General features: G+C 61.1%; 17 protein-coding genes and 1 pseudogene. 13 read left to right on the top strand and 5 right to left on the bottom strand.

Annotated features, from left to right (window positions below; translation table 11 throughout):
* Positions 1 to 75 precede the first annotated feature (75 nt).
* Both AC3IX4_RS13950 and AC3IX4_RS13945 read right to left on the bottom strand, forming a co-directional pair.
* Positions 76 to 342, bottom strand: a complete 267-nt coding sequence (locus AC3IX4_RS13950; RefSeq protein WP_489261085.1) for a bacteriocin immunity protein — start codon at positions 340 to 342, stop codon at positions 76 to 78.
* Positions 339 to 3,542 carry an S-type pyocin domain-containing protein gene (locus AC3IX4_RS13945; RefSeq protein ID WP_489261084.1) on the bottom strand — a complete coding sequence of 1,068 codons (3,204 nt, stop codon included), beginning with the start codon at positions 3,540 to 3,542 and terminating at the stop codon, positions 339 to 341. The genes AC3IX4_RS13950 and AC3IX4_RS13945 overlap by 4 nt, the downstream gene beginning before the upstream one ends.
* 26 nt (positions 3,543 to 3,568) lie before the next feature.
* Between AC3IX4_RS13945 and AC3IX4_RS13940 the strand changes: the two genes are divergently transcribed.
* Both AC3IX4_RS13940 and AC3IX4_RS13935 read left to right on the top strand, forming a co-directional pair.
* The gene (locus tag AC3IX4_RS13940) at positions 3,569 to 3,799 is read left to right on the top strand and encodes a hypothetical protein (protein WP_489261083.1); all 231 of its coding nucleotides are present in this window, start codon (positions 3,569 to 3,571) and stop codon (positions 3,797 to 3,799) included.
* 177 nt (positions 3,800 to 3,976) lie between these two features.
* The gene (locus AC3IX4_RS13935; protein ID WP_489261082.1) at positions 3,977 to 5,023 is read left to right on the top strand and encodes a class I SAM-dependent methyltransferase; all 1,047 of its coding nucleotides are present in this window, start codon (positions 3,977 to 3,979) and stop codon (positions 5,021 to 5,023) included.
* An 11-nt stretch (positions 5,024 to 5,034) separates the two neighbouring features.
* On the opposite strand, the gene AC3IX4_RS13930 is transcribed toward AC3IX4_RS13935, so the two are convergent.
* Together AC3IX4_RS13930 and AC3IX4_RS13925 are read right to left on the bottom strand one after the other, a co-directional pair.
* A complete protein-coding gene (locus AC3IX4_RS13930) occupies positions 5,035 to 5,586 on the bottom strand; it encodes a DUF4174 domain-containing protein (protein ID WP_489261081.1) in 552 nt (183 codons plus the stop codon).
* Between the two features lie 292 nt (positions 5,587 to 5,878).
* Positions 5,879 to 7,324 carry a SulP family inorganic anion transporter gene (locus AC3IX4_RS13925; RefSeq protein WP_489261080.1) on the bottom strand — a complete coding sequence of 482 codons (1,446 nt, stop codon included), beginning with the start codon at positions 7,322 to 7,324 and terminating at the stop codon, positions 5,879 to 5,881.
* Positions 7,325 to 7,523: 199 nt separating this feature from the next.
* Here AC3IX4_RS13925 and AC3IX4_RS13920 point away from each other — a divergent pair, with 199 nt between their 5' ends.
* Entirely contained in the window at positions 7,524 to 7,973 is a 450-nt protein-coding gene (locus AC3IX4_RS13920; RefSeq protein WP_489261079.1) for an Xre family toxin-antitoxin system antitoxin, read from the top strand.
* A complete protein-coding gene (locus AC3IX4_RS13915) occupies positions 7,970 to 8,413 on the top strand; it encodes an RES family NAD+ phosphorylase (protein ID WP_489261078.1) in 444 nt (147 codons plus the stop codon). The genes AC3IX4_RS13920 and AC3IX4_RS13915 overlap by 4 nt, the downstream gene beginning before the upstream one ends.
* A gap of 51 nt (positions 8,414 to 8,464) precedes the next feature.
* On the opposite strand, the pseudogene AC3IX4_RS13910 reads toward AC3IX4_RS13915, so the two are convergent.
* Positions 8,465 to 8,548 (bottom strand): annotated as a pseudogene (locus tag AC3IX4_RS13910) (helix-turn-helix domain-containing protein); the annotation flags it as partial.
* Positions 8,549 to 9,183: 635 nt separating this feature from the next.
* Here AC3IX4_RS13910 and AC3IX4_RS13905 point away from each other — a divergent pair.
* The 9 genes from AC3IX4_RS13905 to AC3IX4_RS13865 are packed head-to-tail and all read left to right on the top strand — an operon-like array spanning position 9,184 to position 17,701.
* Positions 9,184 to 11,076, top strand: coding sequence for a phage tail sheath C-terminal domain-containing protein (locus AC3IX4_RS13905; RefSeq protein WP_489261077.1), 1,893 nt, complete (start codon positions 9,184 to 9,186; stop codon positions 11,074 to 11,076).
* Between the two features lie 12 nt (positions 11,077 to 11,088).
* On the top strand, positions 11,089 to 11,607 hold the full coding sequence (locus tag AC3IX4_RS13900) for a phage tail protein (protein WP_489261076.1): 519 nt from the start codon (positions 11,089 to 11,091) through the stop codon (positions 11,605 to 11,607).
* 9 nt (positions 11,608 to 11,616) lie between these two features.
* Positions 11,617 to 12,360: a hypothetical protein gene (locus AC3IX4_RS13895; protein WP_489261075.1), complete on the top strand. Its 744-nt coding sequence runs from the start codon at positions 11,617 to 11,619 to the stop codon at positions 12,358 to 12,360.
* Positions 12,357 to 13,118 (top strand): hypothetical protein, encoded by a 762-nt coding sequence (locus tag AC3IX4_RS13890; protein ID WP_489261074.1) that lies wholly within the window; start codon positions 12,357 to 12,359, stop codon positions 13,116 to 13,118. Before AC3IX4_RS13895 ends, AC3IX4_RS13890 begins: the two co-directional genes overlap by 4 nt.
* Before the next feature lie 2 nt (positions 13,119 to 13,120).
* Positions 13,121 to 14,290, top strand: a complete 1,170-nt coding sequence (locus AC3IX4_RS13885) for a Pvc16 family protein (protein WP_489261073.1) — start codon at positions 13,121 to 13,123, stop codon at positions 14,288 to 14,290.
* Positions 14,287 to 16,440, top strand: a complete 2,154-nt coding sequence (locus AC3IX4_RS13880) for an ATP-binding protein (RefSeq protein WP_489261072.1) — start codon at positions 14,287 to 14,289, stop codon at positions 16,438 to 16,440. Before AC3IX4_RS13885 ends, AC3IX4_RS13880 begins: the two co-directional genes overlap by 4 nt.
* 40 nt (positions 16,441 to 16,480) lie before the next feature.
* On the top strand, positions 16,481 to 16,753 hold the full coding sequence (locus AC3IX4_RS13875; protein WP_489261071.1) for a hypothetical protein: 273 nt from the start codon (positions 16,481 to 16,483) through the stop codon (positions 16,751 to 16,753).
* A complete protein-coding gene (locus tag AC3IX4_RS13870; protein WP_489261070.1) occupies positions 16,750 to 17,415 on the top strand; it encodes a hypothetical protein in 666 nt (221 codons plus the stop codon). Before AC3IX4_RS13875 ends, AC3IX4_RS13870 begins: the two co-directional genes overlap by 4 nt.
* Positions 17,416 to 17,428: 13 nt before the next feature.
* A complete protein-coding gene (locus AC3IX4_RS13865; RefSeq protein WP_489261069.1) occupies positions 17,429 to 17,701 on the top strand; it encodes a hypothetical protein in 273 nt (90 codons plus the stop codon).
* Positions 17,702 to 17,703: the final 2 nt, after the last annotated feature.

The raw sequence follows: 17,703 nt of genomic DNA, 5'->3' as shown, positions 1-17,703 counted from the left end.
GATTCGATTCCATTCGAGGGGTGACGAATTGGTTGAAAGACGGTTGGCGAATCCATCGCCAACCGCTTGCCTGTTTCAATCTTGAGGAGGTTTGAAGCCGGGTTTGCCGTTGGCGGCGCGCCAGGTTTTTATGGTGTTGATGACGCCTTTCGGGGAGTCTTCGGCGTCGGGGGCGGGATAAAACAAGATTTCGTTTCTTTTCGGATGCTCAGTGATCCGGTCAATTTCAGCCACCAGTTCATGGTAGGCATCTTCCGAATCACACGTGTAGTTGAAGACGATAGTTAACAGATCTTCGAACTCTGCCTCAGTGTAATCTTCAAGTTTATTTCTCAGCTTCATAACGTACCCTCGGAACTCTGGATATGCGTCTCGATATGCTTACGTGGCGTGAGGATGCGCAAGTTTTCGACATCGTAAACCGCGCCACCTTGACTGATTGGTTGAACATGATGCAATTCGAAAACACCTCGCTTCCCTACCTGATCCGAGGGCAGTGCATAAGGCGCTAACCCCCTATTTATGCGGACTTGGTTCAAGCGACTGAACTGGGCCACCAACACCTGATCAGCGCCAATCGCCGCCCAAAATGCAGACCTAAATCCATCAAAGTCCCTAAATTCCCTTCCTCTCAATACATCCGCCACCTGTACCGGAATCGGCGCCCCTAGAGCTTGCGTTGCAGCCCCCAACCAGCGTCCCTCTACCTGCTGTCCCATCCCGGTCACTATCCCTGGCTGATATCGCGGCCCCTCCCTGCTCTTGAAAACAATATAGAGCGGCGCAAGTCCCGACTCCTTTGGGAACCAGTAAATGTAGTCATCGATATCACCTTCGGCAGCCGGGTAAGTCTCAAGCTCAGGTGCGATGGGTCCGGTTTCGCTGCCGGTATACGCCAGGATCAATGAGGGGGCTGCAGGTAAAAACGTCGAACCCAGCAACTCACTGCCCGGTGCTCGGGCTGGCGTGGTAGTCAGCGTCCTGGTGGGCAGGTCGTCGGTTTGCCCGCTGTAGCTGTTGTTGGCGACATCGAACTGCAAATGCCTGACCCGCACGCCTGTGCCGAGCTCAAGGCCTTGTGTGCTGGTGACGAAAACACCCACTTCGGCGCCTTCGCTCAGCACGCCTATGCGATAAGGCAGATCCAGGGTCGCGGGGGGCGGCGCTGCCAGATCAAGCTGAGGCGCAAGCATCGGCAGAGCCACCGCAAAAGCGAACTCGGCATCGGCCGGCACGGGAAAGCTCAGGCTGGCAAAGACTTCGACGGTATCAACGGAGGGATTGCGGGCCAGTTCGGCAATGGCGTGACCGAGGGCGTCTTGCAGGGATGTCCCATTGTCCGGGATCAGGCCGGACGGGCTGGTAATAAACGCAGCCGACTCGCCGAACCGGGTCGGTAAGTAGTAGGTATTTGCGGCACGTTGGGCTTCTTTGTGCAGCGCTTGCAGGGCCTCGCGCTCAAGCTGTTCACGTCGCAACTGATGTGCAAGTGCCCGCTGCTGCTCCAGCGCTTGCTCCAACATTTGCGAAGCCACGCTGCTCGCCTCGGACCAGGCCGCTACAGTCTGTGTCTCCAACCGTTTGCCATGAGTGACTCGCGGGCTGGTAATGCGCAGGTTGTCGAGGTTGTAGTCCGCGCCCGCTGGCAGTCCTGACTGCGAATAGGTCAACTCAAAGGTCTGCTGGCCATCACGCCATTGCGCACGGGGTGCGATTGGCGCGAAGCCTTGCTGCATGCGCTTGGAATTCAGAGGCTCGAACAAACCCTGCAGCGAAGGTTCTCTGGCCATCTGTTGCCACACCGTCGAGCTGAGTGCTTCGACAGATTCGAAGGTCCTCCAGCGCAACTGATCGGCGATGGGCGAAGCAATCGCGGCGCTACCGTGCTCGAAAACTTGCGGTCTCAGGTTACGGTCCGCGTGCTGCCCCACCCCACTGACTACGCCTGGCCCGGCTTCAATGCTCTTGAAACCGATGTACATCGGCTCAATGCCGCTGCTCGCTGGAAACACTACGATGCAGTCATTGCATTGGGTGTCGGCCCCCGTGGGTATGGACTCGACGACCGTTCCGGTGGAAATGCCCGCGAGCCCAGATACCGCAGCGGACTCGGTTGGCGTTACTGAAGCCGCCGCAAACTCAAGCGTGGTGGGCGGCATGCTATTGCTCTGCACCACATAGACATCGCGTAACGGATCATGCACGGCAGCCTTGACCGATACATCCGCGGGCACGGTGTGCTCGTTGGTCTTGACCAGATGAACCTTCGTCGTCTCGTTCACCGTCTCTGTCTTGATGCGATAGGGCAATTCGACGGTGGTGTTGCCATCAGCCGCGCGTCTCAGGTCCGGCGACGAGACCGGTGCCAACGCATCTACAGGTAATACCAATGCCTGAAAGCGGCGCTGCTCGGCAGACAGCTCGCCATCTGCCAGCGGTGGCGAATACAACATCAAGGTGACAAATGAGCCGAGCGATCGCCCGACCGGAATGGCGGCCACCCTGGCCAGTTCAGCGACCGCTTGGCGCAGCGTCGTATTCAGTGCCGTCAGACCTGCTTCGAGGCCCAAGGCGGCCGTGCCAGCCACCCAAATAGGCCGTGCGGCGGCGATAACAACAGGGACGCTCGCGGTGTGCGCCATCAAAACCTGGCGCTGGAGTCGACGCTCTTCCCCCGAACGCAACAACTTGATATCGGCTTTACGCAGCGTTTCAGCCTGGGCATGGGCCTGCCCACGTTCGGCCATTCGCTGCCAGTATTCGCGCAGCTGCACATGCTGAGCTGTCAACGCATCCAGGCGCGCGGTCAGCGAACTCACTGCCTCGTTGAGCTGCTGTGCCGACAGACCTGCAAGGTAGGCATTTTGCCAACGTTCGAAGGCGTTACCAGCCAGAGGGTTGTAAGTGGCCAGGTATTGATCGACGGACTTGCCCAGCGGATCAGTTCCGTAAAAGGCGTGAGCCGTCGGGCGGACTGTCTGAAGTGCTTGCTGTTTGCGCGCGATCAACTGCTCGATTGCGCCTTTTTCCTGCAGGATCGAGATATCCCCGGGAACTTCGCTTATCGTGGGGGGAGCGCGACGTACTGCGTCCAACTCGACTTGTAATGCCCTGGCTCTGTCGGCCGCCCCGGCGGTGTGCTGTAGATCGAGCCGATCTCGGGTCGCCTCGAACGTTTGCCCGCGTGCCGTGATGACCTGCTGCTGCGCCGCGACACCTTGTTGCAGGCGTCGCTCATGCTGGGCGCGTAGCCGTTTGGCCCGGCGTTTGTTACTTGATTTCCCCGGTCGGGTAAAACTGCTGCCAAAAAAGCCAGCGTTGCTGGCGCTTGGCCTGCTTCCATGCACAATGTTTACGTATCCATCGCTCATACAGTTCTCCTTTACTGTGTGAGCGATGTTGCGTGGGCCGACCGCTGAGCTGGCGGTAGATGTTTGTCGGCCCTGCACCAGAAGCTGAACTGACAGCCAGAACGCCGTATCAACCGATCTACAGGTATACTGCCGCCCCTGGAACGTCTGATAGCGTGAGTTCCAGGCCATCACCTCGCACGCTTCGGAGCTTTTCCATGTCTGTCGTACCTCCTTCGTCTGTCGAATCGGCCCCCGTTGAAACCCACCTCGACGACCAGGACAGCAAACCAGCCATCCCGGCGTTCAGCTTCCCGTTCAAACCGGCCGCCTTTGCCGCTGCCAAAAAACAGGATCAAGCGCGTTACCCGGGTGCCGGCAAATCCAATCACGACAAATCCCCAAGCCGCGCGCCGAACGGTAGCCGTCGTTCGATGGGCAAACGCTGATCCCCTCGCCAGCGGTCTACACTTAAAGACCTATCCGACGGGAATGCTCTTCCCGTTCGAGCATTGCTCGATTCGCAAGACGTCGACGCCTCCTCCCCTGTCGTTCTATGCCGAGCTGGCGCCCAATCTGGCCGGCCGCCTGCCTGTGCAGGCGGTCTTTTGGTGGGAGTACAGACGATGGACGAAGCCAAACTCAACGATTTCATGGGCAAGCTGGTCAGCGACATGGGCGCTGCGGCGATGCTTGCCAATATCATCCTGGGCGACGAACTGGGGCTGTACCGGGCGATGGCCGACAGCCAGCCGATCACGCCCCAGGCATTGGCCGACAAGACCGGCTGCAACGCTCGCCTGATCAAGGAGTGGCTCAGTGCCCATGCCGCATCGGGCTACATGGAGCATCAGGACGGGCAATTTCGCTTACCAGAAGAGCAGGCCCTGGCGCTGGCCATCGAGGACTCACCGGTCTACGTCGCCGGTGGCATGGTCGTGGTGGCGTCGTTGTTCCATGACAAGGACAAACTGATCGCCGCCATGCGCGGTAATGGTGCCCTGGCCTGGGGCGATCATCATCCGTGCATGTTTCATGGCACCGAGCGGTTCTTCCGTCCGGGCTACCGTGCACACTTGGTCAGCGAATGGTTGCCAGCCCTGGATGGTGTGGTCGCCAAGTTGAAATCCGGAGCGAAGGTGGCCGATGTGGGCTGCGGGCACGGCGCCTCTACGGTGATCATGGCCCAGGCGTTTCCGGCTTCGCGCTTTGAGGGCTTTGATTGCCACGGCCCGTCAATCGGCGTCGCCACTGAACGTGCAAACGAGGCTGGCGTCACCGAGCAGGCACACTTCTCGCAGTTCACCGCCAAGGATTATCCTGGCCGGGACTATGACCTGATTTGCTATTTCGATTGCCTGCACGATATGGGCGACCCGGTTGGCGCTGCCCGTCATGCACGCCAGGCGCTCAAGCCGGACGGCAGCGTGTTACTGGTGGAACCGTTTGCCAACGATACGCTGGACGAAAACATCACCCCGGTGGGGCGCTTGTTCTATGCAGCGTCCACGTTTATCTGCACACCCAATTCGTTGTCTCAGGAAGTCGGGCTGGGTTTGGGTGCACAGGCGGGTGAAGGTCGCTTGCGCGAGGTATTCCAGCAGGCCGGTTTCACGCAGTTCCGTCGAGCGACTGAAACGCCCTTCAACCTGATCCTGGAGGCGCGACCTTAACTGACAGCAACTCAGTCATCTGGATATTCGGCAGGCTTGACCGGCTTCGCAGGTTTGGAAGACTTGGCCGGTTTACCCCCTTTGTCAGCGGGTGCTGTCGCGGCCGGCTCTGGCACTGCGGCAACACTGGCTTCCTTCTCGGCTGTGGGCAGGGCGTCGACGGTTGAGAAGATTTTCTTGATGTCGGCATTGCCGGTTTCTTCAAGCTTTTTCTCGCCATCCTTGCCCACCAGGATCACCTTGGTGCCGGTGCTGGCGCCGAGTTTCAGGTCACGGATCAGCGCCATGGTGGCTTGCGGGTCTAGGTTCTTGCCATCGCGCTGCCCGATCATGTTGACCACCGTGAACAACACCATCTTGCGCTCGCTGAAGGCGTCCTTGTTTTCCTTCTTATCCAGCGCCTGTTTCAGCTGGACCAGTGTAGGGTCGACCGAGCTTGGCGCGATCACGATCAAGGGTCTGGTCCTGCCGCGCTCCTGAGCCAAGGGGGAATCACTGTCGGCGGCCAGCACAGGGCTGGCGATCGCCAAGAGCGTGATAAGGGTCAGGGACCGGGTGAACATGCGCACCTCCGTTTCATATCCGATGAAACAATGATTGCGCATCGTGGGAAAAGGTCCAGGCCAGAGCTGATTAATTTATACATTTGTTTTTTTAGCGGCCTGTAGGAGCACAGCTTGCTGGCGATGGCTTCGCCTCGGTCATTCAGATACACCGCGTTGTGTTCATCGCCGGCAAGCCGTGCTCCTACAACGGCCTGTAGGAGCACAGCTTGCTGGCGATGGTTTCGCCTCGGTCATTCAGATACACCGCGTTGTGTTCATCGCCGGCAAGCCGTGCTCCTACAGACGCCGGTCAGGCGTACTGCACGCCCGCCCGCTTGAGCAGTTTTTTGCAGCGTTCGGACAAGTGCACCACGCGCAGGTGCTTGCCAGCGTTGTCGTAACGCTCACGCAGGGTCTTCAGTGCGGCAATGGCCGAATAGTCGACAAAACTCAGGTGTTTGCAGTCCAGAGTCACCTGTGTCGGGTCGTTGGCCGGGTCGAATTGTTCGAGAAACGGTGTGGTCGAGGCGAAAAACAGTGTGCCGTGCAGCAGGTACAGCTTGCTGCCGTCGGCCTCAAGATGACTGTCGGCATACAACTCCCGTGCCTGTTGCCAGGCAAAGTTGATGGCCGCAATCAAAATGCCGCACAGCACCGCGGTCGCAAGATCAGTGAGCACTGTCACCACGGTGACTGCAATAATTGCCAGCACATCGCTCTTGGGCACCTTGTGAAGCACTCGCAACGATGCCCAGGCGAAGGTTTGCTGGGCCACGACGAACATCACACCGACCAGTGCGGCCAGCGGGATACGCTCGATCAAAGGCGACAGGAACAGCACAAACATCAGGATCAGCACACCGGCAACCACGCCGGACAGCCGCCCCCGCCCACCTGAGCTCAGATTGATCGCCGTTTGCCCGATCATCGCGCACCCGCCCATGCCACCACACACACCAGAGGCTATGTTGGCCACACCCAGCGCCACGCATTCACGGTCCGGGTAGCCTCGGCTTTCGGTGATTTCGTCGGTCAGGTTGAGTGTCAGAAGGGTTTCCAGCAACCCCACCAGTGCCATCAATACGGCATAAGGCGCAATGATGCGCAGGGTTTCCAGATTCCAAGGCACCACAGGCAGCGACAGGGCCGGCAGGCCACCGGCAATCTGCGCCATATCACCCAGCGTGCGGGTGGGAATGTCGAGCAAGTAGACCATCGCCCCTACACCGAGGATCGCCACCAGCGCGGGCGGCACCGCACGGGTCAGGCGCGGCAGCAAGTAGACAATCGCCATGGTCAGTGCCACCAGGCCAGACATGACATACAACGGTGTACCACTGAGCCAGGTTTCGCCTTGCTTGAAGTGCTCAAGCTGCGCCAGGGCAATGATGATCGCCAGCCCGTTGACGAAGCCCAACATCACGGGATACGGCACCATCCGCACCAGCTTGCCCAACCGCAGCAGGCCGAACAGCACCATGATCAGGCCACCCAGCAACACCGTCGCCAGCAGGTATTGCACGCCGTGCTGCACCACCAGCGCGACGATCACCACCGCCATGGAGCCCGCGGCACCGGAGATCATCCCAGGCCGTCCCCCGAACAGGGCTGTCAGGGTGCAGATGATAAACGCCCCATACAACCCCATCAGTGGATTCAGATGTGCCACCAGGGCGAAGGCAATGCATTCGGGGACCAATGCAAAGGAGGTCGTCAGTCCAGCCAGGACGTCGGCACGTATAGGGTTAGATTTCATGGATTACCTGAAAAGCACAGCGGCGGGGGTTGTTGCAGAAAGCGCAATAGGCAGGAATGTTACGAAATCTTGCTGCCAGGGGCCAGCCACAATAGGCTCAAACCTGCGTGAGTGGGCGGTCGCCAAAGTGCATTGGGGTTTCCAATGTGCGGCGTATGCCTGATACTACACGGCATACGCCGCAATGCTGGAGAGCCCAATGTTTGCCGAAATCATGCGAGAACCTGCGTACTTCGCCTACCGGGCTCGCCTGGAGGCACTGTTACAGATACCGGCCGAAGCCACAGAGCTGCAAATCCACGAAATGATCCAGTTCGGCTTTGCCGCCAGTCGCTTGATGCAGCTCTGTGATCAGGGCGACGTCACACCGATTGAGCGGGATCAGATCATCCCGCTCAAAACCCTCAAGACTCGAATCGCCAAGGACCAACGATTGACGGTGGATGAAAGCGACCGGCTTTTCCGTTCAGCCCATATCACTGCAATGGCCGATGTACTGTTCGGTGATGATGAAAAGGCCAAGCGCTGGTTAACCAAGCCCAAGGATAGATTCTCGGGCAAAAGCCCCATGGCCATGCTGTCTACGATTCAGGGCACCCGGCAGGTCGAAGAAATGCTATTGCAGCTGGCAGAAGGATTTGCCTTTTGATTTTTTGGCGGATAAGCGCTTTTGCGGATTTGACCGGGCGAGGTGGTTTGTTGGCCGGTGGTCGCTGGCACAGCGCGGGGCGACCGGTCGTGTACCTGGCGGGTACGCCGGCTGGTGCCATGTTGGAGATTCTTGTTCACCTGGAAGTGGACCAGGAAGACTTTCCGCAAACACTGCAATTGTTAAAGGTTGAAATACCTGATGAGGTGGGCATTGCACCTGCGCCAGACCTTGAGGTCGGCTGGGAGACCGATACCCGCTATACAAAACGCCTCGGCGATGACTTTCTCAAGTCCGGTACTTCCCTGTTGCTGCCCATCCCCAGTGCTGTCATGCCGCACAGTCAAAACTACCTCTTCAACCCCATGCACCTGGACTCAGCCAACGCCTCGTTGAGTGCTGAGCCTTTCAGGCTGGATAGGCGATTGGTCATTCGTTGATCTGCCCGGGTCATGGTGTAGAGCCAATTGCCAAAAGATCAATAAGGACAGCTCAAGCAAGCTTACGTTTGTGCGACTGCTGACCAGTGAGAAATCCTCTTGGGTGAGACCCCGCTGAAGGCGAACCTGCCTCAACTGTGGCGGTACCTATCAATATTCAATCAGATTTTTTGGAAATAATATAAATTCCGAAATTAACGCACGCATTAAAAATCGCCTGTTTTTTTCAGACAAATCACCGAGTGTTTTCGACGGATCCATTGGTCGGAAAGAAGCGTTTCGTACAGTAGAAATATTGTGTGCCCTCCCAGTCGAACTATCATCATTTTTGCTCTGTACACATGATCCATGTTTGATAGCTCTCTGCAACTGCAGTTGATGGAACTGTGTCAGTTTGGTAGTGCGCATGTTTCAATTCTGCAACTTTCGCTCCGTCCTGCTCAAGCGAATGGCGGTAGCTTTGCTCGCTACTTTATCCAACCAACTCGTTGAACATTCTGAACGCTTCTCGCGACCAGAATGTAGAGCGCTGAGCACGTGACATGAATCAATTTTGCCCTACCCGTATTATCTGCTTACTTGGGGCCCGCCCCCTCCTCCAGCAACTACTTGATCGCCAACCTGAATAGGCGAGCCGACGGTTAATAGCCAAATAGCGGCACTGGTCCCGGCGTTCAAACAATTGAACCGACCCAAACAGACAGTCCACCAAGGAAGTCTCCGTCGGACTCTTCCTGGTGGGCCCCCTGCCCAGCAAAGGAGTCAGCGACATGGCCCAAGTCAGCTATCCCGGTGTCTACATTGTCGAAAAGGCCAGCGGGGTGCGCACCATCACCGGTGTCGCGACTTCGATCGCAGCCTTCGTCGGTTACACGCGCAAGGGCATACCCGACAAAGCGATGTCGGTGACGAGCTTCGCCGACTTTGAGCGCAGCTACGGCGGCCTGGATCGTGACAGCCCCGTGTCGTATGCGGTGCGACAGTTCTTCATGAACGGCGGCACTCAGGCGTTGATCGTGCGGGTGGTCGCCGCCGGTAAAGTTGAGACGGGCTGGAAGTTAAAGGGAGACGCAGCAGCAGACGTGTTGGATGTGGCTGCGGCGAGTCCTGGCACATGGGCGAATACCCTGCGTATCACTGTGGAAGTGGACACCCCAGGGATGCGCAATCGCGATTCTGATTTCAATTTAATCGTTTCACAGTTGCAATCAGACGGCAGCACTGTGCCGCTCGAGATTCATCGCAGCCTGAGCATGGACCCAAAATCCGTTCAGTTCGTTACGTCGGTGATCACTAACAACTCAACGCTCATCGAGGCCAACTGGCATACAGGCCTGACATTTGCTCTCATGGGATCGGCAGTCAGCGCGAAAATCACCGCGCTGCCCCCATCGCCATCCAATACCCTGATTGGCGGCGTCCTCGATGGCGATACGCCATTCCTGTTGACAATCGCTGGGGCTCCATGGGTCGACCTCGCCGCCCTTGTTCTAGAAGCAAACAACGCCATCGCTGCTGCCGGCCTGACTACGCGACTACAAGCGTCCACGTCGTTACCCGACGGCAGCGCTGGCGCGGACTGTTTAAAATTTGAATCGCAGACCGCTGGTGAGTCGTCGAGTGTTGTGATCGCGCGCGGTGCATTCGGGGGATTAGCCGCAGCGATCCACATGGGGTTGGAAAACGGTGGCCGAGAATTCCCTGCCGCGGCCGAGCATCGACCTGTAGCGGCAGCCAACGTCGCGCCCAGCACGCTTGGAACCGGCACACGCGGCGACGCGGTGGACCTACTCGGCGACGAGACGCTGAAGTCCGGTATCTACGCGTTGCGTGACGTCGATCTATTCAACTTGATGATGATCCCCGAGACCTTCGACATGCTCACCGGGGAGGAAGCAGGGTTGATTCCCGCGGCGGTCGCGCTGTGCGTGGAAAAGCGCGCGTTCTACATAGTCGACGCGCCGTCCAACCGCACCCTGGACGACATAGGCACATGGAGCAATTCAGCATCGCAGTCACGCAACGCCGCCACCTACTTCCCGGCGGTGCGTATACCCGACCCCTTGAATGGATTGCGCCTGCGCGAAATGGCACCCTCGGGGACCATCGCCGGCATCTACGCGCGCACCGACGCGCAGCGCGGCGTGTGGAAGGCGCCGGCCGGTACCGATGCCACCTTGAATGGCGTGCTGGACGTGGCGTTGCCAATCAACGACATCGAGAACGGCCAGCTCAATCCGCTAGGGATCAACGTGATCCGAAGTTTCCCCGTTTACGGACGGGTGTCCTGGGGCGCCCGCACCATGAAAGGCGCCGACGCGCAGGCCGACGAGTACAAGTACATCCCGATCCGCCGCCTCGCGCTGTTCATCGAAGAGAGCCTGTACCGTGGCACGCAGTGGGTGGTGTTCGAGCCCAATGACGAACCGCTGTGGGCGCAGATCCGCCTGAACCTGGGCGCCTTCATGAACGGCTTGTTCCGCCAGGGCGCGCTCCAGGGCAAGACGCCGCAGGAAGCCTTCTTCGTCAAGTGCGACAAGGAAACCACAACGCAGGCCGACCGCAACCTCGGCATCGTCAACATTCAGGTCGGCTTCGCACCGCTGAAACCGGCAGAGTTCGTCGTCATCACCATCCAGCAGATCGCCGGCGATCTGCAATAAGGGAGTCGAATCATGGCCCAATTCGCCGTCAACACCCACCGCTTCGATCCCTACAAGAACTTCAAATTCCGCATCAAGTGGGACGGCCGCTACGTCGCCGGCGTCAGCAAGGTCGGTGCGCTCAAGCGCAGCACCGAAGTCGTCGAGCACCGCGAAGGCGGCGACCCGTCGACCTCGCGCAAGTCGCCCGGACGCACCAAGTACGAAGCCATCACCCTGGAGCGCGGTGTCACCCACGACCTCGAATTCGAGGCCTGGGCCAACAAGGTCTGGCATGTGGGCAATGGGCTCGGTGCCGAGGTAAGTCTGAAGGACTTTCGCAAGGACCTGATCCTCGAAGTCTACAACGAGACCGGCCAGGTCGTGCTGGCCTACAAGATCTACCGTTGCTGGGTGTCCGAGTTCCAGGCGCTGCCCGACCTCGACGCGAATGCCAACGCCATCGCGATTCAGACGCTCAAGCTCGAGAACGAGGGCTGGGAACGCGACCCGGATGTCTCCGAACCGACGGAACCGGCCCTGGCGGGCTGACATAAAACCATGAGCCAGCTTCCATCACGCATGCCAATGCGCCCATTCGGCGATGCCGTGGACCTCGATGTGAATTTCGACCACGCTGACCGGCCGAGTCTCGTCACCCGATTGCTCGTGCAATGTGGCGAGTGCAGCGATCCCGCCTTCTGGTGGTCGCAACCGGTGAGCGTGCGCACCGCGGCCCTGCTGCGCCTGGTCGCCACGACCGAGCAGGTGAACGCTTTCTCGTTCACGGCCCGTTGCGCGCAAGCGCCCTGCGGCGAAGCCTTCGAGTTTGATCTGCCGCTGCCGGCACTGGTCGCCGACGCCGACGCTGCCGAACCGATCCATGTGCCGCTCGACGAACAGCGCTCGGTGACCCTGCGCCGCCCCACCGGCGACGATCTTCGCCACTGGCGCACCGCCCAGCCAGCCTCGCGTTCGGCGGCAGTACGCATGATGCTCGATACGTTGCTGCTTGCCGGCGAGGTTCAGCCGCAAGACGAGGCACGACTGTCCGACTCGATCGCGGCGGCCGACCCGCTGACCGCTTTCTCGGTGTCGTGCCAGTGTCCGACTTGCGGCGCACCGAATGAAGTGCCCATTGACCTCGATGCGGCGGCATTGGCCCGACTCTGTGCCCGCCAGCGCGTGTTGCTGCATGAGATCCACGGCCTGGCCTCGCACTACGGGTGGACCGAGTCGCAAGTGCTGGCGATACCCCCAGCCCGGCGTGCGCAATACCTTGCCTTGATCGAGAGCCAATCATGATCGACTACTTCGGCGCTCTGATTCGCTCCAGCGGTCTTGCCCCCACTGGCGGTTCGCCGGTGAACGTCACTTCGCCAGCCAGTATTGCGCGAGCGCTCGAAAGCAACATCGAACACAGCGTACCAGCCATGCAGGCACAGCCAGAGTCGGCGCTATCTCCCGAGCTGCGGGAACAGCCGCTTACCGATGAGCTACCGGCTGGTACCCCCCCCTCGTCCGTTGAAAGCAGCGAACCGGTGTCCCAGCCCCTGAGCCAGACGGTAGTGCGTGCGGCCCTGCAATGGGTGGCCGCCGATCCGCAGCAGGAAACGCCCCTGCCCCTGCCCCTTGACCAGACAAACCGCGAGCCATTGGTGGTGGTGAACGTCACCAGCGAGCCTGTCACACCGGCAACTATACCTTTCGCCGATGCCGATGCCGATGCCGACACCGACACCGACACCAACGCTATCGCCAACGCAGAAGCGGTCTTGCACTCACAGGCTGACAGCTTGATACACGCCGAGGTTGCGAAGGAGGACCCACCCCGCCGTGTCAGCCAACCGGCGACACTGGTGCCGGCACCGATTACTCCCGCACTCGTGCCGCGCGACGAGTCCATCGAGATATCCATCGGCGCGATCCATCTGCGCGTAGAAGCCCCGACCGCGCAGACAGTGGCCCGCGCGCCGGCACCGCCGGTGACTGCGCCACGTGCGCCTACCCTCCCCCCATCACCGCACAGCGCCCTGTCACGGCGCTCGCTACGCCGTATCTGACCATGGCACTCGAAGATTCCGGCCGGGCGATTGGCGCAGTGACGCGTCTGCTGCAGGACCACCTGATCCGCCGTGGCTTCGAAGTCTCGATTGGCAAACCCGAGGACGCGGCCAAGAACAACACCAGCGAAAAGCTCAACCTGTTCCTCTACGAAACAGCCTTCGATCCGCATCTGCGCAATCTGTCGCTGCGCGATGGCGAACCACCTCCGTTGTGGCTGGTGGTGAAGTTTCTGCTAACCGCCTTCGACGCGAAAGAAAAGAGCGACACCGCCGCCGCGCATGACTTGCTCGGTCGCGGCATCGCAGCGCTTCACGAGCTCAACTTCTTGCACCTGGACCCGGCGGTGGCGCTGGACGTGCAGCTGGCACTGGAGAACAACCCCGAGCCACTGAAGCTGAGCTTCGACGAGTCGACCGTGGACCTGTTGTCCAAGATCATGCAAGGCACCGATGAACGCTTCCGGCTTTCGGTGGCCTTCCAGATGCGCCCGGTGATGATCATGCCAGCCAGCTTGCCACGCGGGTCGCTGCTGGTCGGTATCGATTACAGCACCTCCCCGCAAACCACCATTGGCGGCGATGGTGTGCGCCTCGAGGTGATCCCGTCGATGGGCACCCGCCTGGAGCGGGTCGAACCCGATCGATTCGAGGTCGGTGCGACGCTGACGCTGTATGGCGACGAACTCAACGCCAGCACGATGGAAGTCGTGCTCGGCGGCGTGATACTGAGCATCGTCGAGCGCCATGTCGACCGGCTCGTCGTTATCGCCGAGGGCAGCCCCGGCACGCCGATCGCCTCGGGCACCTCGTTGTCGGGGGGCGAAATGCCACTGATCGTGCGCCGTCGGCTGTCACCGACCCGTACGCGCTCGAGCAACCTGCTGGCCGCGCGGCTGTTGCCGACCTTGAACAGCGTTGCGCTCGTCGCCGGCGACCTCCAGTTGCAAGGCCTGCTGCTTGGAGCTGAGTCCGACGATGTGATGGTGCTGTTCTACCGTGAGTCCGACGCCTTGACGGTGCAGATGTTCGATACCGTAACGAGCGCCGCCGACCAGCAGACGCTGACCGTTGTCGGCGCGGCAGCCAAAGTGCCGGCTGGCAGCTACCGCGTGATCCTGCGCGTCAACAACCAGCAGGCCAACGCCAGCCCGACCGTGGTGGTGCCATGACGACCAACCCTCCCGCCGCTCACACGCTCGTCGATCCGGTCGCGTTCCTGCCGGGTGTCCACGGGCAGGACCCACTGGCGCGATACTGGCTGGGCCAAGTCAGCTTGCGTCTACGACGCGAAGTCTGTTGGCTATGGCGCGAACGCCGCCTGCAGGGTGGAAGTGATAGCGACGGTGCGGCACTGCCACCACTGGTGGACGGGGCACTGGCCGCGCTCGACCTTATGCGCTATGAGCGCGACAAACGCCTGTTTTTCGCCGAGGACGTCACCGCGCGCTACCTGAGCGATTGCATCGCCACGGCCGTTCCGTCGGCCTTGGCGGACGCACCGCGCGGCTCCTTCGGCTGGGTCGTGCAGTACCTGCAGCTCGCACCTGTCGAGTGTTTCGTGCTGGCAATGGCGCTGTTGCCGAGTGTTGACAGCGCCGCTGGCCAGGTCATCGCCACCTGCCTGAACGACCTGTCACGCACCAGCCCTACCCTGGCATTGGCTCAGCGCCTGTGGGACGAACCGGACGAGTTGCTGCGTTGCATGGATCCGGCGCATCCACTGCTGCGCCATGGCGTGCTTGCATTCATGCCTGGCGCAGGGCCGTACGACTGGCAGGCCTCGCTTGCGGTGCCGTCGATGGTCACCCGTGAGCTGTTGTTCGCCGGTGGTGAGCTGCCACCAGCACTCGAATCAATCCCCCCTGCCCCCTTGCCGCTGGGCATGGATGCGGCCAGCTCCGCGTGTATTTGCGCCAGGGTGGCAAGTCTTACCGATGCGGGCGGCAATAACGGCATGCGCGTTATACCGGTGATCGGGCCTCCCGGCGCGCCGCTTGCCGAGGTGGCTGCCGCCTGCGCCGAGCGTGTTGGCGTGCCTACCGTGCGCCTCAGCCCCGCACTACCACGCGAACACTTGGCGCAGGCGCTCTGCACCGCCTGGCTGCGCGGCTGCGCAGTGTATCTGCCGGCCGCGACCCTGGCCGACAGCACCACTCACGATGGAGTGCTGGTGGCGCCGCCGCTGCCCGGCCTGGCGCTCACGCTGTTCGTAGGCGCGCATGATCGCGCCGCGCTGCGCGGACTCGGCGAGACACTGCCGACCATCGACGTGCAGCCGCTGAACTACGCCCAGCGCCTCGATTGCTGGCGTCGACAGCTGCCTGACAGCACGTTCGCCCCGATACTGCCCGAGCTCGCGCGGCGCTTCCGCTACGAGCAAGCGGCCATCACCCGGATAGGCGCCGAGCTGGCGACCCTGAGCCGGACACCCCATCCCGCCGAACTCTTCGCTGCCGCACGCGCCGACCTCGACCTCGGCACCCTGGCACAAGCCGTCGCGCCGCGCTTCGTCCGCAGCGAGCTGATGCTGCCACCGGCCCAGGCCACGCAGATCGACGAGATCGTCGCGGCCATGAGTAACCTGACCCGCGTGCACTACGATTGGGGTACTGCGCGCCCCTGGAACGAATGCGGACTGGCAGCGCTGTTCGCCGGCCCACCCGGCACCGGCAAGACCATGGCGGCGGAAGCGATTGCCGCCGAGCTCGGCTTGCCGCTGTACCGCATCGACCTGTCGCAAGTAGTCAACAAGTACATCGGCGAAACCGAGAAGAACCTGCGTCGGCTGTTCGATGTCGCCGACTCGGCGGACGTCATCCTGTTTTTCGACGAGGCCGACGCCCTGTTCGGCAAGCGCACCGAGGTCAAGGACGCGCACGACCGCTATGCCAACCTCGAGATCAGCTACCTGCTCGAACGCATGGAGCGATTCAAGGGCCTCGCGATCCTCGCCACCAACCGCAGGAAGGACCTCGACGAGGCCTTCCTGCGTCGCTTGCGCTTCGTCGTCGAGTTCCCGCTGCCAGGGCCGGTGGAACGGCTGCGCATCTGGCGCAGTGTGATCCCCACCGACGTCGACGCCAGCGAAATCGACTTCGAGTTCCTCGCCCAGCGCTTCGCCCTGGCCGGCGGACACATCCGCGGCATCGTCTTCCATGCCTGCCTGCAGAGCGCCGCCGAAGGCGCGCCGCGACGCCTGAGCATGCCGGCCGTGGTGCGCGCACTGCAACGCGAGTACGACAAGCTGGACCGTACCAACAGTCTCGAACAGTTCGGCCCCTATGCTGAGCTGGTCACTGCGCAATGGATCACCCGATGAACCTGGCGGCCCCCCGCACAGCATTGCAGGAGAATAACCAATGACAACACCCTCCTCGCCAGGCCCGCGCCTGCGTATAGACACACTCGAACTCGACCTGCGCGGCATTCCGCCGGCGACCGCCGAAGCGGCGGCCCGTCTACTGGGTCCTGCCTTCGCGCAGGCGCTTGCCCAGCATCACGCGCGCCTCACTGTTGCCGAGCACTTGCTCGATGCCGGCCGCTTGATCATCCCGGCGTCGCCCGGCGCCAACGAGCTGGCAGCGGGCATCGCCCAGCACATCGTCGGTAGTTTGCACGGAGAGCGCATATGAGCCTGCTGCGCGGCGCACTGATCGAATACGGTATCGACCTGATCGGGCCGATCCCCAACGTGGTGATTTTTCAGTTCAATCCGGAGTCGCTGTCGCGCACGCTGGAGATTCCACCGCGACCCAGCGGCGTCACTCAGCGCGAAAGCACCCAGGCCGGTGAGAAGACCTTCGAGAAGATCAGCTTCAAGGCGCACTTCAGCGCCGCCAACATGCTCGACGAGGGCAAGGAGCTGGCACAGCTGTTCGGCGTCGGACCGCAACTCGCGGCGCTGGAAAAAATGGTGTTGCCCAGCTCGAAGATCGCCGGCCTGATCGGCGCTGCCATCGACGCGATCGGTAGCGCGCTCGGCGGTGGCAGCGGCGACGCTCCGGCCCAGCCGATTCCACGCGAAAAGTACCCACGCATCCTGTTCATCTGGGGCCTCACGCGGGTGCTGCCGGTGACCATCGATTCAATGAGCATTTCTGAACTTGAATACGACGCGGTGCTGAACCCGACGCGTGCCGAGGTCGACCTGCAGCTCAGCGTGATCGCCGTGGACGACTGCTCCGACGACATCCTGGCCAAGGGCGCCCTGGAGTACTCGACCATCGCCAAGGAAGCCCAGGCCATCGCCAACCTGGCCAACACGGCCGAACAGATTGTCGAGCTGATTCCCTAGCAGGAGGCGCCGAATGTTTCTGCAGAACTCACGCTACGCCAAAGTCGCTACCGTCGCGACCACCACGTCGACCGGCGAGACAGTGGTCGCCCTGAAACTGCGCTATCTGACACCCATGAGCGGCGAGGCGCAGACAGTGCAATCTGGCGACCGTCTGGACCTGTTCGCTCAGTCCCGGACCGGGGATGCCACCCAGTTCTGGCACGTGGCCGACGCCAACACCGCACTCGACAGTCGTACCCAGGTGGAAACACCGGGCGACACCATCATTGTACCGAGGACCTGATC

The sequence above is a fragment of the Pseudomonas sp. KH_021 genome, from assembly GCF_057838865.1.
Note: the sequence above shows the minus strand (reverse complement) of the source record. Positions and strands in the feature narration are given on the sequence as shown.

Excerpts from the sequence above, each read along its gene's own strand:
- AC3IX4_RS13935 (WP_489261082.1), top strand. The coding sequence starts at position 3,977 with ATGGACGAAGCCAAACTCAACGATTTCATGGGCAAGCTGGTCAGCGAC.
- AC3IX4_RS13900 (WP_489261076.1), top strand. The coding sequence starts at position 11,089 with ATGGCCCAATTCGCCGTCAACACCCACCGCTTCGATCCCTACAAGAAC.
- AC3IX4_RS13920 (WP_489261079.1), top strand. The coding sequence starts at position 7,524 with ATGTTTGCCGAAATCATGCGAGAACCTGCGTACTTCGCCTACCGGGCT.
- AC3IX4_RS13950 (WP_489261085.1), bottom strand. The coding sequence starts at position 342 with ATGAAGCTGAGAAATAAACTTGAAGATTACACTGAGGCAGAGTTCGAA.
- AC3IX4_RS13925 (WP_489261080.1), bottom strand. The coding sequence starts at position 7,324 with ATGAAATCTAACCCTATACGTGCCGACGTCCTGGCTGGACTGACGACC.
- AC3IX4_RS13905 (WP_489261077.1), top strand. The coding sequence starts at position 9,184 with ATGGCCCAAGTCAGCTATCCCGGTGTCTACATTGTCGAAAAGGCCAGC.
- AC3IX4_RS13930 (WP_489261081.1), bottom strand. The coding sequence starts at position 5,586 with ATGTTCACCCGGTCCCTGACCCTTATCACGCTCTTGGCGATCGCCAGC.
- AC3IX4_RS13875 (WP_489261071.1), top strand. The coding sequence starts at position 16,481 with ATGACAACACCCTCCTCGCCAGGCCCGCGCCTGCGTATAGACACACTC.
- AC3IX4_RS13870 (WP_489261070.1), top strand. The coding sequence starts at position 16,750 with ATGAGCCTGCTGCGCGGCGCACTGATCGAATACGGTATCGACCTGATC.
- AC3IX4_RS13890 (WP_489261074.1), top strand. The coding sequence starts at position 12,357 with ATGATCGACTACTTCGGCGCTCTGATTCGCTCCAGCGGTCTTGCCCCC.
- AC3IX4_RS13880 (WP_489261072.1), top strand. The coding sequence starts at position 14,287 with ATGACGACCAACCCTCCCGCCGCTCACACGCTCGTCGATCCGGTCGCG.
- AC3IX4_RS13885 (WP_489261073.1), top strand. The coding sequence starts at position 13,121 with ATGGCACTCGAAGATTCCGGCCGGGCGATTGGCGCAGTGACGCGTCTG.
- AC3IX4_RS13940 (WP_489261083.1), top strand. The coding sequence starts at position 3,569 with ATGTCTGTCGTACCTCCTTCGTCTGTCGAATCGGCCCCCGTTGAAACC.
- AC3IX4_RS13865 (WP_489261069.1), top strand. The coding sequence starts at position 17,429 with ATGTTTCTGCAGAACTCACGCTACGCCAAAGTCGCTACCGTCGCGACC.
- AC3IX4_RS13895 (WP_489261075.1), top strand. The coding sequence starts at position 11,617 with ATGAGCCAGCTTCCATCACGCATGCCAATGCGCCCATTCGGCGATGCC.
- AC3IX4_RS13945 (WP_489261084.1), bottom strand. The coding sequence starts at position 3,542 with ATGGCCTGGAACTCACGCTATCAGACGTTCCAGGGGCGGCAGTATACC.